Source organism: Pseudonocardia sp. NPDC049635, from assembly GCF_040659795.1.
In the GTDB taxonomy this organism is placed as follows: Bacteria; Actinomycetota; Actinomycetes; order Mycobacteriales; family Pseudonocardiaceae; genus Pseudonocardia.
This window is the reverse complement of the sequence record NZ_JBFAON010000006.1, coordinates 13032-26570: the sequence shown is the minus strand read 5'-3', so window position 1 is coordinate 26570 and position 13539 is coordinate 13032. Positions and strand designations below refer to the sequence as shown.

The following is a 13539-nucleotide window of genomic DNA, read 5'->3' as shown; positions in this document are numbered from 1 at the left end:
ACGACACGACTGCACCGTCGTGCCACGACATGTCTGCACCGTCGTCCCACGACACCGATCTCGGCCTGCGGGCCCGCGCCGAGCTGGCCGTCCGCGGGATCGCGATCGATCCCGGCCCGGCACCCGCCGCACGTCCGGGAGCCACCGACCTCGGGTCGTCGATCCCGCTGCGCAGGCCGGCCGGCGCCGGCCCGTCGGCCGACGGGCACGTGCTCCTCGACGGCGTGCGGACCACCGCCCCGATCGTCGCGGACTCGCCCTTCCGGCTGCGCGGGGGCAGGCTCGTCCGCAGTGATCCCGGAGGCGGCGTCACCGACATGGGCGTCGCCGTCGAGACCGTCGACCGGCCCGCGTTCTACGACCTGCGGACCGCCGACGGCGTCTCCTACGAGCAGATCGCCCGGCTGCACGGCAACGACGTGCTCGCTTCCACCGTCGTCCAGACCTGCGTGCGCTACGGCGAGGCCGACCGCTGCCGGTTCTGCGCCATCGAGCAGTCGCTGCGCTCCGGCGCCACCACCGCTGTCAAGACCCCCGAGCAGCTCGCCGAGGTCGCCGAGGCCGCCGTCCGGCTCGACGGTGTCCGGCAGATGGTGCTCACCACCGGCACCTCCAACGGTCGCGACCGCGGCGCCCGGCACCTGGTGCGCTGCGTGCGCGCCATCAAGGCGGTGGTGCCCGCGCTCCCGGTGCAGGTGCAGTGCGAGCCACCCGCCCCCGACGATCTCGGCGTGATCACAGCCCTGCACGAGGCCGGGGCGGACGCGATCGGGATCCACGTCGAGTCCCTCGACGACGACGTGCGGCGCCGCTGGATGCCCGGCAAGGCCACGGTCCCGCTGTCGCAGTACCGGCTCGCCTGGGACGAGGCGGTACGGGTGTTCGGCCCGAACGCCGTCTCCACCTATCTGATCGTCGGGCTCGGCGAGGACCCGGACGAGCTGGTCGCCGGTGCGGCCGGCCTGGTCTCCAGAGGGGTGTACCCGTTCGTCGTCCCCTACCGTCCCATCCCCGGCACCCTCGCGTTCGACGACGGGGTGCCCGGCCCCGATCCGGCGCTGCTCGCCGAGGTCACCGCCCGGGTCGCCGCCGAGCTGCAGCGCTGCGGGATGCGCGGTTCCGACCAGGCCGCCGGCTGCGCCGCCTGCGGGGCGTGCAGCGCGCTGTCCGCGGCGGGGGGCTGAACCATGGACACCCACCTCACCCGCACCTCGCGCTGGGTCGCCGACGAGCTGCTCGGCGGTCGCCCGGCGAGCCGGGCCGGCGCCCCCGACCTGCACGTCACCGAGGCGCGCGCCACCGACGGCGACGACCGGCTCCTCGCCGCGTACCGGCAGCTGCGCCGCGCGGTGTTCTGCCGCGAGCAGGGGTTGTTCGCCGACTCGGTCACCGCCGATCTCGACGACCACGACGCCGATCCGCGGACCGTCGTCCTGCTCGCCCACGACGGCGCCGGCCGGCTGCTCGGCGGCGTCCGGCTCGGGCCGGCCGTCCCGGACAGCCCGGACGTCGGCTGGTGGACCGGTAGCCGGCTGGTCGTCGCACCGGGCGCGCGGAGCCGCGCCGGGGTCCGGGTGGGCGCCGCGCTCGTCCGCGCCGCCTGCGCCCGCGCCGAGACCGCAGGCGCCCTGCGGTTCGACGCCGACGTGCAGGTCCGCAACGCCGCCCTGTTCACCCGCCTCGGCTGGGAGCAGGTGCGGCACACCGAGATCGCCGGCGTCGCACACCTGCGGATGCGCTGGCCGATCACCCGGGTCCGGGCGCTCGCGACCGCCACCAAGGCCCCGCTCGGGGCGCTGCTCGGCCCGCTCGGCCCGAACGGGTTCATCGGCGACGACGGCGCCCCGGTGCCCGGCTCCGACCTGGTCGCCTGCTGTGACGCGATCGTCCCGGCGATGGTCGAGCGCGACCCGGAGTGGGCGGGCTGGGCCGGTGTGCTGGTCAACGTCAACGATCTCGCCGCGATGGGCGCCGCCCCGATCGGGCTGCTCGACGCGCTCGGCGCCCGGGACGCCTCGTTCGCGCACCGGGTGCTCTCCGGGGTGCGGGCCGCCGCCGACGCCTACGGCGTCCCGCTGCTCGGCGGGCACACCCAGCTCGACGTGCCGGCCGCACTGTCACTGACCGCGCTCGGCCGCACCGCGCACCCGGTCCCCGGCGGCGGCGGACGCCCCGGGCACCGGATCCGGTTGACCACCGATCTCGGCGGCGGCTGGCGCCCCGGCTACGGCGGCCGGCAGTGGGACTCCACGACGACCCGGTCCCGGGCCGAGCTGTCCGCGATGGTCGGGGCGATCGGCCCCGCCGCGGCGCACCGCCCGGCCGCGGCGAAGGACGTCTCGATGGCCGGCATCGCCGGCACCCTCGGCATGCTCGCCGAGGCTTCCGGCACCGGTGCGGTGCTCGACGTCGCCGCCGTTCCCCGCCCGGACGACGCGAGCGTCGGTGACTGGTTCACCTGCTTCCCCGGGTTCGGCCTGCTCACCGCGGACGCCCCGGGCGCCCCCGCGCCGCAGGCCGGCCCGGCCGTGTCCGCCGTGTGCGGTGAGCTGGTCGACGGCACCGGGGTCCGGTTGCGCTGGCCGGACGGTGAGCTGACCGAGGCCGCACCCGGCCCGGTCACCGGGATGGGGCAGGCGGGGGTGGCCCGGTGACCGCGACGACGTTCGCCGCCGCCGCCCAGGGCTTCGTGCGCGACCTGGAGGAGGACTTCGCCCGGGTCGCCGCCGCCGTCGCCGAGGCACGGTCGCGGGGCGCGCAGCTACTCGCCCTGCCGGAGGCCGCGCTCGGCGGGTACCTGTCGTCGCTGCACGGCGAGGCCACCGACGGCCCGCCCCGGCTCGACCCGGACGGGCCGGAGATCCGGCGGCTCGCCGCGCTCGCCGGGGACATGGTCGTCACCGCCGGGTACTGCGAGGCCGGGGACACCGGGTCCGGCGGGCTGCCGTACAACAGCTGCGTCGCCGTCACCGGCGACGGCGTGCTGGGCAGGCACCGCAAGGTGCACCAGCCGCTGAACGAGAACGCCTCGTACGCAGCCGGTGACCGGTTCGCGGCGTTCGACACACCGGTCGGCCGGATCGGCATGATGATCTGCTACGACAAGGCGTTCCCGGAGGCGGCCCGGGCGCTCGCCGTGGACGGTGCCCGCATCGTCGTGTGCATGTCGGCCTGGCCGGCGTCGCGCACCGACCGGGCGCCGGTGCTCGCCGAGGACCGCTGGGCGCGCCGGTTCGACCTGCACGACCGGGCCCGCGCACTGGAGAACCAGATCGTCTGGGTCTCGGCGAACCAGGCCGGTACGTTCGGTGACATGCAGCTCGTCGGCGCGGCGAAGGTCGTCGACCCGGGTGGCGAGATCCTCGCCACGACCGGCCCGGAGGCCGGGCTGGCCGTCGCCTCGGTCGACGTCGACGCGGCCGTCGACGCCGCCCGCCGCTACATGAGTCACCTGCGCGACCGCCGGCCGGACGCCTACGGCCCCCGGCCCGTCGCCGCGGGGGTGTGAGCGGTGCGGGTCGCCGCGGCCGCCGCGAACTTCACCCGGGACGTCGCGTTCGATCTCGAACGGATCGGGGTGATCATCGCGCATGCCCGGGAGGCGGGGGTCTCGGTGCTGGCGCTGCCCGACGGGGCGCTCGGTGGCTACCTGGACGACCTGCGCGTCCCCGACCCGGCCCGGGCCGACGGCACCGCACTGCCGCCCGCGCTCGACCCGGACGGCCCTGAGGTGGGCGCGGTCGTGGAGCTGGCCGGGGACATGGTCGTGTGCCTCGGGTTCTGCGAGGCCGGCCCGGACGGCGAGCGCTACAACGCAGCCGTCTGCCTGACCGGCGACGGCGTGCTCGGCCGGCACCGCAAGGTGCACCATCCGGCGGGCGTCGCCGCGCTGTTCACCCCCGGTGACGGCTTCACGGCGTTCGACACCCCGGCGGGCCGGATGGGCATGCTGATCGACCACGACAAGACGTTCCCGGAGTCGGCCCGCTCGCTGGCCCTGGACGGCGCCGAGCTGATCGCCTGCCTGTCCGCGTGGCCGACGTCGCTGACCAACCGCGCCCCGCGGATGGCGCAGGACCGGCAGGCCCGGTTGTTCGACCTCTACGACCAGGCGCGGGCCGCGGAGAACCAGGTGCTGCTGTTGTCGGCGAACCAGAGCGGGCGCAACGGCTCGCTGCACTTCCTCGGCCGGGCGAAGGTGGTCGGGCCGGGCGGGGAGATCCTGGCCAGGACCTGGTCGAAGGGCGGTCTGGCGGTCGCCGACGTCGACCCGGAGGGCATGATCGGTGCGGCCAGGGCGGTGCTGCACCACCTCAAGGAACGTCGGCCGGACCTCTACCGTGGCTGACCGGCTGCGGATCCGGCTCTCGACGTACTCGACGAAGCCGCGCGGCGGGGTCGTGCACACCCTGGCGCTGGCCGAGGCGCTGGCCTGTGCCGGGCACGACGTCGCGGTGTACTCGCTCGCCCGCGGCGGCGACACCGGCTTCTTCCGGCCGGTCGACCCCCGGGTGCGGGTACACCTCGTCCCGGTGCCCGATCTCGACGGCGAGACGGTCGGCGCCCGCATCCTCCGCTCGATCGACCTCCTCGCCGAGGCGCTCTCGCGTGCTCCCGGCACCGAGATCCGGCACGCGCAGGACTGCCTGTCCGCCAACGCCGAGGGTCGCGCGTTCGGCTACCGGTCGCTGCTGCGGACCGTGCACCACGTCGACGACTTCAGCACCCCCGAGCTCGTCGCCTGCCACGAGCGCGCGATCGCCTCCCCGGCCGCGCTGGTGTGCGTGTCCCGGGCGGTCGCCGCTGAGGTCCGGGCCGGTTGGGGCCGGGACGCCACGGTGATCGGCAACGGTGTCGACGCGGCCCGCTTCGCCGGCGCCGACGGCACCCCGTGGCGGGAGCGGCTCGGCCGCTACGTGCTCTCGGTCGGCGGGATCGAGCCGCGCAAGGGCACCGCCGACCTGGTCGAGGCGATGGCCCTGGTGCCCCGGCTCCGGCTGGTCGTCGGCGGCGGCGAGACGCTGTTCGACTACCGCGACTACCGGGCGTCGGTGCTGGCCAGGGCGGACGAGCTGGGTGTCACGCCGGAGATCCTCGGCCCGGTCGCCGACGACGACCTGCCCGGCCTGGTGGCGGGCGCCGCCGCGTTCGCGTTCCCGTCGGTCAAGGAGGGCTTCGGCCTCGCCGCGATGGAGGCGCTCGCCGCCGGGGTGCCGCTGGTGGCCCGCGACCTGCCGGTACTGCGCGAGGTGTTCGGCCCGGCCGCCCGGTTCGCCACCGATCCCGCCGGTTTCGCGGCCGAGCTCACCGCGGCGGTCTCCCGACCGGACCCGGTCCGCGAGCGGGCCGGCCGGGAGCTGGCCGCCCGGCACTCGTGGTCGGCAGCGGCCGAGGGGCACGTCCGGCTGTACCGGGAGTTCGCCGCTACCGGATCTGCTTGTTCGAGCGGCCCGTGATCGCGCCGTAGGCCAGCGTCCCGAGGAAGGCGATCCCGGCGAGCACGGTCAGCCACACCAGTCCTTCGATGATCACGCCGAGCACGGCGAAGACCAGGTAGACGGCGATGAGGGCTCCGACGATCTTCCACATACCGGACAACGGTACGCCGGTCGGCGCCCTATCCGGGTCCCCGCAGCACCACCCGCCCGAGCATCCGGCAGGCCAGCAGCGCCACCTCCACGTCCACCCGCCCCTGGGTGAGCGGCAGGCCCCGCACCTCCTCGGCCCGCCGCAACCGGTACTGCACGGAGTTGCGGTGCAGGTGCAGCTCCGTGGCGGCACCGGCGAGGCTCCCGCCCGAGCGCAGGTAGGCGTCGACGGTGTCACGGAGCCGTTCGTGCGCCTCGTCGTCGAGCGCGAGATCGCCCAGCACCTCCTGCACCCACGACGCGAGCAGCTCGACGTCACCGCCGAGCAGCACCAGCGGCCCGAGCGCGGCGGCGGTGGTCACCGGACGGCGGTCCGCGGGCGCGGCGGCCGTCGCGACGGCCTGCGCCTGCCGGGCCCTGCGGTGCGAGCGGCGGAACCCGTCGAGACCGTGCTCCGGGGTGCCGAGCGCGACGAACACCTCGCCCAGGTCCGGGGCGGCGACGGCGGTGGGGTCCGGCGCTCCCGGGTACCACGCCCACAGGGTCGCCCCGTCGGGGGCGACCACCAGGGGGGCCCGCCCGCACCCGAGCGCATCGCCGACGACCACGACCGCCCGCTCCAGCGTCCGGCCCGGATCGGCCGCGTCCGACCAGAAGACCGCCGCGAGGTGCTCGCCGGTGACCGGATGCCCGAGGACGCGCTCCACCTCCGCCGCCGCCCCGCCCCGCCCGGCGAGCACCGCGTCGACCATGGCCAGGCGGGCGGTGTCCCGACGCCGCACCCAGCCGTCGCGTTCGGCCTCGTGCACCGCGACCATCGCCTCGGAGATCCGGTCGACGTAACCGAACGCCACCGTCGACAGTTCCCCGACGGCGGCCGCGACGTCGGCGGCACCGAGACCGGCGGCCTCGACCCGGGAGATCAGCACCCGCTGGAACGCGGCCTGCCCGAGCCGGTAGGCGCGCAGCACCACGGTGACCGGCACGCCCTGCTGGGCCAGCCGGCGGGCGAACTCGGTGGCGGCAGGCGGGACCGGGGCGTCGTCCGGGTCGCCACCGCCGGCGAGCACCGCGAGCGCCCCCTCCAGGGAGCCCTCGATCGTGCCGACGAGCAGCTCCCGCGAGCGCGGGTCCCGGCCCAGGTCGGGCAGACCGGCGTCGATCTCGGCGAGGACGTGCGCGGCGAGCACGCCGACGTCGTCCCGGACGGTGTCCGCGAGCCGGGCGAGGGTGTCGGTGACCGGTGTCACGGGCGGCACCGTAGCGCGGCGGCGCCCGCCGGTCGGCGGGCGCCGTCGTCGGTGTCGCAGGTCGGACGGTCAGTCCTGCAGGCGCAGCGCCCGGGCCGGGCAGGCGGCCACCGCGGCGTGCACGTGCTCGCGGTCGGCCTCCGGCGGGTGCTCGTCGTGCACCACGACGACGTCGTCGGCCCCGATCTCGAAGTAGTCGTCGGCCATGGCCTCGCACATCCCGTAGCCCTCGCAGGAGCCGATGTCGGCGACGATCCGCATCTCAGACCCCCTCCCGGTCCAGCGCGACGAAGTCGACCTTGTCCCGGACCCCGCAGTCGGGGCAGGTCCAGTCGTCGGGGATCTCCGACCAGGCGGTGCCCGCCGGGAACCCCTCCGCCTCGTTGCCCGCGGCGACCTCGTAGGTGTAGCCGCAACCGGGGCAGCGGGCGGCGGTGACGCCGTCGAGCTGTGTGCGCCGGGCGGCGTCCGCCCGCTCCTGCTCGATCTCGTCGGCGGGCGGCGGGTACGCGGCGAGCAGCTTCTCCCGCTTCGCCGGGTGCAGGTTCGCCAGCCGCAGGTCACCGTCGTAGTGCGCGAGCACCAGCGGGTCCATCACCCGGCGGAACACCGGCGGCACGACCGCGGCCAGCATCATCCCGGTGTATCCGGTGGGCAGCACCGGGGCCTCCGGGAAGTCGCGCAGCGTCTGGAAGCGGCGGGTCGGGTTCGCGTGGTGGTCGGAGTGCCGCTGCAGGTGGTAGAGCAGCACGTTGGTCGCGACGTTGTTGGAGTTCCAGGAGTGTGCCGGGGTGACCCGCTCGTAGCGGCGGCGGTCCGGCGGACCGACCTTCTGGCGCAGCATCCCGTAGTGCTCCATGTAGTTGACCAGCTCCAGCAGGGTCAGCCCGAACACCGCCTGGATCAGCAGGTAGGGCAGCACACCCCAGCCGAACAGCGCGATCAGCGCACCCCACAGCACCAGCGACATCAGCCAGGCGTTGAGCACGTCGTTCCCCATCCGGAACGGGTGCCGGTCGCGGCGGGCGTAGCGCTTGCGCTCCAGCCGCCAGGCGCTGGCCAGCGAACCGAGCACGGTGCGCGGCCAGAACCGGTAGAAGCTCTCGCCCATCCGGGCCGAGGCCGGGTCCTCCGGGGTGGAGACCCGCACGTGGTGGCCGCGGTTGTGCTCGACGTAGAAGTGGCCGTAGAAGCACGGCGCGAGCGCGACCTTCGCCGCCCAGCGCTCGACGTCCTCGCGCTTGTGGCCCAGCTCGTGCGCGGTGTTGATCGCCACCCCGGAGACCGTGCCCAGGGTGATCGCCAGCCCGATGTTGCCGATGGTCGGCGCCCCGGCCGAGGCGATGTACCAGATGCCGGTGAACAGGCCCGCGTACTGGATCGGCAGGTAGGCGTAGGTGACCCAGCGGTAGTACCGGTCCTCCTCCAGCTCGGCCATGATCTCGTCCGGCGGGTTCGTCGGGTCCTTCCCCGCGAACAGGTCGATCACCGGGACGATCACCAGGACGACGACCGGGCCGAGCCAGAGCATCACCGACAGCCCGGTGAGCTGGTGCAGCCCGATCGCGAGGAACGGCAGGACGGGGACGACCAGGCCCAGCAGCCAGGCGTAGCGCTTGCCGTCCTGCCAGGTGTCGCTCCCGTCCACCGGTTCTGCCAGCGGGTAGGTCTTCACGGCTGCTCTCCCTCGCGTCGGCTCTGACGGACGTCGACGACGGTAGGGAGATCGCGATCACGTTCCTTCGGTCCCGGGGACGAAGCTGCGAGCCGGGTTCGGTCCCGGTGCACAAAATGCGCGGGTCCGGCCGTCCCCCTCGTGACGGCCGGACCCGGATCCCGCTCGCCCCGCTCACCCCCAGCGGAACCAGCGGGCCGCCCCGGCCGCGGCGACGAGCGCGGTGACCGCGAGCCCGAGCACCGAGCCGAGCTCCGGGGGCACTCCCCGCCAGGCGGCTCCCAGCACCTGCACCGTCGCGCCGAACGGCAGCACCTTCCCGATCTCGGCGAGCGGGCCGGGCAACGCGGACGGGTCACCGAACATCCCGCCCACCGCGCCGGTACCCAGGAAGATCACCAGCCCGATCGCGAGCACCGAGTTCGTGGTCGGGGCCAGCGCGGCGACCAGCGCGCCGAGCGCGAAGAACGCGGCCGTCGCCAGCAGCAGCCCCCCGGCGGCCACCCACGGCGACGTCGGCATCCCGGCGCCGAAACCGAGCACGGCGACCCCCAGCGCCAGCCCGATCCCGGCCAGCGCCTGGGCCAGCCCGACGACCGTCTGGGCGACCAGCACCGGCACCGCCCCGGCCGGGGTGACACCGAGCCTGCGCAGCACCCCGGTGCGCCGGTAGGCCGCCAGGAAGCTCGGCACGTTGACCACACCGATCAGGCCCAGCACCGTCGCCGCGGCGATCGGGATGCCGGCGACCTCCAGCGGGGTCCGCCCGTCGAGCGCCTCCGGCCCGACGTCCGGCATGGTCAGCCCGACCATCGTCAGGATCAGCAGCGGCAGGGCGAACGGGACGATCAGTCCGGCGGTGTCCCGGGCCACCATCCGCGCCTCGGCGCCGACCAGTGCGAGCCACCCGGCGAGCGGCGTCCCGGTCGCCCGGTTCCCGTGGGTCGTGGTCACACCAGCACCTCCGTGTCCCGGCCGGTCTCCAGCCGGCGTCCGGTCAGTTCCAGGAACGCGTCGTCGAGGCTCGGGCGCTCCTCGCGCAGTCCGGTGGCGACGACGCCCTGGCGCACCAGCTCGGCCCCGACCGGCCCGAGCAGGTCCCCCGTCCCGGAGACGGTGATCTCCTCCCCCACCCGCTGCACCTCACCGACACCGGGCAGGTGCAGCAGCGCCGTCCGGTCGTACCCCCCGGACGTCCGGAACCGCACCCGCTGCGCCAGGCCGGCCTGCTCGACCAGCCCGGCCGGTGTCGAGTCGGCGACCACCCGGCCGGCGTCGAGCAGCAGCACCCGGTCGCAGAGCCGCTCGATCTCGTCGGTCCGGTGGGTCACCAGCAGCACCGTGACGCCGTCGGCGGCGAGCTCCCGCACCACCTCCAGGATCGCGTCCCGCGAGCGCGGGTCGAGCCCCGTGGTCAGCTCGTCGAGGATCACCACCCGCGGCGCCCCGACCAGGGCCAGCGCCACCGACAGCCGCTGCTGCTGGCCGCCGGAGAGCCGGTCGAACCGGGTCCGGGCCTGCTCGGTCAACCCGACCGCGTCGAGCAGGTCGGCGGGGTCGCGGCCGCTGCGGTGCAGCGAACGGTGCAACCGGACCAGCTCGACCGCGGTGAGCATGTCGTGCAGCGCCGCCTCCTGCAGCTGCACGCCGAGCACCGCCCGCACCGCACGCCGGTCCCGCCACGGATCGAGCCCGAGCACCCGGACGGTGCCGCGGTCCGGGCGCCGCAGGCCGGCGACGCACTCGACGGTGGTGGTCTTCCCGGCCCCGTTCGGGCCGAGCACGCCGGTCACCGATCCGGCCCGGACGGTGAATCCGACGCCGTCGACCGCCACCCGGTCCCCGTAGCGTTTGTGCAGGTCGTGCACCTCGATCGCGTCCATGGCACCCACCATGCGACGTGCCCGGGGTCCGTCGTGAGTGCCGGACGTCGTGACCGGCGGCCATGACTTCCGGCACTCGGGAGCGCCCGGCACGCCGGTCTACTGTGCCCGGTATGCGCAGGATCGACCCGAACGTCGTCGCCGGGATGATCATGACCGCGCTCTGCCTCATCCTGGCCGTGCCGATGGCGCTCGAGCAGCTCGCCCCGGACGGCGGCCGGCCGCTGGGACCGCCGTGGCTGTGGTGGTCGATCTACGCGGTCTTCCTGGCCGCGCTGATCCTCGGCGGCTGGCTGGACGAATGGGTCGGACCGGTCGCGAGCCGCTGGCTGCTGGCGCTCATGGTCGCGGCGGCCGCCACCCTGGTGCTGCTCGCACCGGCCTTCGGGTGGCTGCCGATCCTGCTGGTGTTCACCGCCGCGCTGTCGGTCTACCACGTGCCGTTCCGGGTGACCGGGGCGATCGTGCTGCTGAACTGCGCCGTCGTCGTGGCCGTCGGGATGCTGGGCGGCGACCAGAGCCTCGCCGGCTCGCTGACCGCCGGTGCGATCTACCTGATGCTGCAGCTGTCGTCGGTGCTGCTGCTGGTGGGTCTGCACCGGGAGGAGCGGTCCCGGGCACAGCTGGCCGAGGCGCACGCCGAGCTGGCCGCGGCCGGCGCCGCGCTCGCCGAGACCAGCCGGGCCGAGGAACGGCTGCGGATCTCCCGCGAGCTGCACGATCTCGTCGGGCACCAGCTCACCGCGCTCACCCTGGAGCTGGAGATCGCCACCCACCGCGAGGACAACGCCGAGCACGTCGACCGGGCCCGCGGCATCGCCAGGGACCTGCTCGCCGACGTCCGCTCGACCGTCGGCGAGCTGCGCAGACGGGCCCCCGACCTGACCGGGACGCTGCAGCGGATCACCGCGGAGCTGCCCCGGCCGCGGGTGCACCTGAGCGTCCCCGAGGACCTCGAGACCGACGAGGAGCACACCGTGGCCGTGATCCGCTGCGTGCAGGAGATCCTCACCAACGCGATCCGGCACGCCGACGCGGCGAACGTGTGGATCGAGATCGACCCGGCGCCGACGGGTGGACTGCGGTTGCACGCCCGCGACGACGGTCGCGGCACGCGCGGCGAGGTCGTCCCGGGCAACGGCCTGCGGGGGCTCGCCGAGCGGACCGGTGCGTTCGGCGGGACCGTCGACTTCGGCCCGGCCGCACCGCGCGGCTTCGCGGTGACGGCGGTGCTGCCATGAGCATCCGGGTCTGTCTGGTCGACGACCAGACGCTCGTCCGGCACGGGATCCGCGGACTGCTCGACATCCCCGGTGACATCGAGGTCGTCGCCGAGGCGTCCGACGGCGCGGAAGGAGTCGCCGCGGTCGCCGAGCACGCACCGGACGTCGTCCTGCTGGACCTGCGGATGCCCCGCCACGACGGCCTCTGGGCGCTCGACGAGCTGCGCACCCGCGGGCTCGACGTCCCGGTGCTGGTCCTCACCACCTTCGACGACGACGAGCTGGTGCTGCGGGCGCTGCGCGCCGGTGCTCGCGGCTACCTGCTCAAGGACGTCACCCTGGAGCAGTTGGTCGGCGCGGTCCGCACGCTCGCCGACGGCGGCACGTTGATCAGCCCGGCGATCACCGAGCGGTTGCTGCGCGCGGTCCGCGAGAGCCCTGCCCCGCCCGACGACGACGTGCCGATCCAGCAGCTCTCCGAGCGCGAGCTGGAGGTGCTGCGGCTGCTCGCGGGCGGATACGCGAACCGGGAGATCGCGCAGGTGCTGTTCCTCGCCGAGGGCACCGTCAAGAACCACGTCTCCAGCGTGCTGGGAAAGCTCGGTACCCGGGACCGCACCCGGGCCGTGCTGCGCGCGCTGCACCACGGCCTGCTCGATCCACCACACGGACCGGAGGACACCCGGTGAGCTCACCCAGGATGGTCGCACCCGACCTGGCACGCGGCGCGATGCTGCTGCTGATCGTGCTCGCGCACGCCCCCCTCTACCTGACCGGCACCCCGCCGGCCCCCTCGCTCGCGGACACGGTGGTCGCGGTCGGGTCGACACTGCTGGTGGACAGCCGGGCCTACCCGATGTTCGCCGCGCTGCTCGGCTACGGGCTGGTGCTCAGCGTGACCCGGTTGCGGGCGTCCGGGGTGTCCGAGCGGGACGCGCGCCGCTCGATCCGGCGTCGCGGACGCTGGCTGCTGGTGTTCGGGCTGGTGCACGCGCTGCTGGTCGCGCCGATCGAGATCCTCGGTGCGTACGGGCTGGCGCTGCTGCTGGTCGCCGGGCTGGTGTTCCGCCCGGACGCGGCGATCCGCCGGGCCGGGTACCTGCTGCTCGCGTTCAACAGCGTCGCGATCGTGCTGTTCGCCCTCGGCGGGGTGGACGACGGCGCGAGCGGGCCCTACGCACCCGGCATGCTGGGGCACGACGTCGAGGGGCTGGTCGTCCGGCTGGTCGTGTGGCTGGTGGCGGTGGTGTCCAACGTCGTGGTGTGGCCGGTGCTGGTCGCGTTGCTGATCGGGGTGCTCGCCGGGCGGCACCGAATCCTGGAGGACGCCGGCCGGTACGCCGGGTTGCTGCGCCGGACGGCGTGGATCGGCATCCCGATGGCGGTGCTGGCCGCGGTGCCGCTGGTGCTGGTGGAGCAGGACCTACTGCCCGCCGGCTTCGCACCGGCCGCGACGCTGCTGCAGATCCTCTCCGGTCTGGGGGGTGGACTGGGCTACGCGGCCGCGTTCGGCCTGCTCGGCGCGCGGCTGCGCAACGGCAGCCTGCCGCCGCCGCTGCGCCCGCTCGCCGCCGCCGGGCGGCGTTCCCTCACCTGCTACCTGCTGCAGTCGTTCCTGCTGGTCGGGCTGCTGTCACAGGCGTTCCTCGGGTTCGGTGCCGGGACCGGTGAGGCAGGGGCCGCGTTGGCCGCGGTTCTCGCCTGGTCGGTGTCGGTGCTGGTGGCGACCGGGCTGGAGCGGTTCGACCGGCCCGGTCCGGTGGACGCCCTGCTGCGCAGGCTGGTCCGCCGGGGGCTGCCCGGGCCCGCGGTCCCCGCGCGCGGTTGAATCACCGCCTCGCGGGCCCGCGCACAGGGTTCGGCAGAGTCCCGGTGACCGGGCGCTGAGCTGCGACGACACGCGGCGTAGGTATGGCCGCT

General features: G+C 75.0%; 14 protein-coding genes. 8 read left to right on the top strand and 6 right to left on the bottom strand.

The window, feature by feature from the left end:
- Positions 1-29 precede the first annotated feature (29 nt).
- The 5 genes from AB0J24_RS09700 to AB0J24_RS09680 are packed head-to-tail and all read left to right on the top strand — an operon-like array spanning position 30 to position 5456.
- Positions 30-1184 (top strand): MSMEG_0568 family radical SAM protein, encoded by a 1155-nt coding sequence (locus tag AB0J24_RS09700; RefSeq protein ID WP_358678156.1) that lies wholly within the window; start codon positions 30-32, stop codon positions 1182-1184.
- A gap of 3 nt (positions 1185-1187) precedes the next feature.
- Positions 1188-2654 (top strand): MSMEG_0567/sll0787 family protein, encoded by a 1467-nt coding sequence (locus AB0J24_RS09695; RefSeq protein WP_358678153.1) that lies wholly within the window; start codon positions 1188-1190, stop codon positions 2652-2654.
- Positions 2651-3508 (top strand): carbon-nitrogen hydrolase family protein, encoded by an 858-nt coding sequence (locus tag AB0J24_RS09690; protein ID WP_358678150.1) that lies wholly within the window; start codon positions 2651-2653, stop codon positions 3506-3508. The genes AB0J24_RS09695 and AB0J24_RS09690 overlap by 4 nt, the downstream gene beginning before the upstream one ends.
- 3 nt (positions 3509-3511) lie before the next feature.
- Positions 3512-4348, top strand: coding sequence for a carbon-nitrogen hydrolase family protein (locus AB0J24_RS09685; RefSeq protein ID WP_358678147.1), 837 nt, complete (start codon positions 3512-3514; stop codon positions 4346-4348).
- On the top strand, positions 4341-5456 hold the full coding sequence (locus AB0J24_RS09680; protein WP_358678144.1) for an MSMEG_0565 family glycosyltransferase: 1116 nt from the start codon (positions 4341-4343) through the stop codon (positions 5454-5456). Before AB0J24_RS09685 ends, AB0J24_RS09680 begins: the two co-directional genes overlap by 8 nt.
- On the opposite strand, the gene AB0J24_RS09675 is transcribed toward AB0J24_RS09680, so the two are convergent.
- From AB0J24_RS09675 to AB0J24_RS09650, 6 genes are all read right to left on the bottom strand, one after another.
- Entirely contained in the window at positions 5425-5589 is a 165-nt protein-coding gene (locus AB0J24_RS09675) for a hypothetical protein (RefSeq protein WP_358678141.1), read from the bottom strand. The genes AB0J24_RS09680 and AB0J24_RS09675 overlap by 32 nt on opposite strands.
- A gap of 28 nt (positions 5590-5617) precedes the next feature.
- Positions 5618-6838 (bottom strand): helix-turn-helix domain-containing protein, encoded by a 1221-nt coding sequence (locus AB0J24_RS09670; protein ID WP_358678138.1) that lies wholly within the window; start codon positions 6836-6838, stop codon positions 5618-5620.
- 69 nt (positions 6839-6907) lie between these two features.
- Entirely contained in the window at positions 6908-7099 is a 192-nt protein-coding gene (locus AB0J24_RS09665; RefSeq protein ID WP_358678135.1) for a ferredoxin, read from the bottom strand.
- Position 7100: 1 nt separating this feature from the next.
- Complete coding sequence (locus AB0J24_RS09660; RefSeq protein WP_358678132.1) at positions 7101-8513, bottom strand: fatty acid desaturase; 1413 nt, start codon at positions 8511-8513, stop codon at positions 7101-7103.
- Between the two features lie 174 nt (positions 8514-8687).
- Positions 8688-9467, bottom strand: coding sequence for an ABC transporter permease (locus tag AB0J24_RS09655; RefSeq protein WP_358678129.1), 780 nt, complete (start codon positions 9465-9467; stop codon positions 8688-8690).
- Positions 9464-10396 (bottom strand): ABC transporter ATP-binding protein, encoded by a 933-nt coding sequence (locus AB0J24_RS09650; RefSeq protein WP_358678127.1) that lies wholly within the window; start codon positions 10394-10396, stop codon positions 9464-9466. The genes AB0J24_RS09655 and AB0J24_RS09650 overlap by 4 nt, the downstream gene beginning before the upstream one ends.
- Before the next feature lie 113 nt (positions 10397-10509).
- Between AB0J24_RS09650 and AB0J24_RS09645 the strand changes: the two genes are divergently transcribed.
- From AB0J24_RS09645 to AB0J24_RS09635, 3 genes are read left to right on the top strand one after another with little or no spacing between them, the layout of a single operon-like run.
- Complete coding sequence (locus AB0J24_RS09645) at positions 10510-11637, top strand: histidine kinase (protein ID WP_358678124.1); 1128 nt, start codon at positions 10510-10512, stop codon at positions 11635-11637.
- Positions 11634-12308, top strand: coding sequence for a response regulator transcription factor (locus AB0J24_RS09640; protein WP_358678121.1), 675 nt, complete (start codon positions 11634-11636; stop codon positions 12306-12308). The genes AB0J24_RS09645 and AB0J24_RS09640 overlap by 4 nt, the downstream gene beginning before the upstream one ends.
- Positions 12305-13447: a DUF418 domain-containing protein gene (locus tag AB0J24_RS09635; RefSeq protein ID WP_358678118.1), complete on the top strand. Its 1143-nt coding sequence runs from the start codon at positions 12305-12307 to the stop codon at positions 13445-13447. The genes AB0J24_RS09640 and AB0J24_RS09635 overlap by 4 nt, the downstream gene beginning before the upstream one ends.
- Positions 13448-13539 lie beyond the last annotated feature (92 nt).

Coding starts and splice junctions, on each gene's coding strand:
- AB0J24_RS09700 (WP_358678156.1), top strand. CDS start 30: ATGTCTGCACCGTCGTCCCACGACACCGATCTCGGCCTGCGGGCCCGC.
- AB0J24_RS09695 (WP_358678153.1), top strand. CDS start 1,188: ATGGACACCCACCTCACCCGCACCTCGCGCTGGGTCGCCGACGAGCTG.
- AB0J24_RS09675 (WP_358678141.1), bottom strand. CDS start 5,589: ATGTGGAAGATCGTCGGAGCCCTCATCGCCGTCTACCTGGTCTTCGCC.
- AB0J24_RS09665 (WP_358678135.1), bottom strand. CDS start 7,099: ATGCGGATCGTCGCCGACATCGGCTCCTGCGAGGGCTACGGGATGTGC.
- AB0J24_RS09650 (WP_358678127.1), bottom strand. CDS start 10,396: ATGGACGCGATCGAGGTGCACGACCTGCACAAACGCTACGGGGACCGG.
- AB0J24_RS09645 (WP_358678124.1), top strand. CDS start 10,510: ATGCGCAGGATCGACCCGAACGTCGTCGCCGGGATGATCATGACCGCG.
- AB0J24_RS09640 (WP_358678121.1), top strand. CDS start 11,634: ATGAGCATCCGGGTCTGTCTGGTCGACGACCAGACGCTCGTCCGGCAC.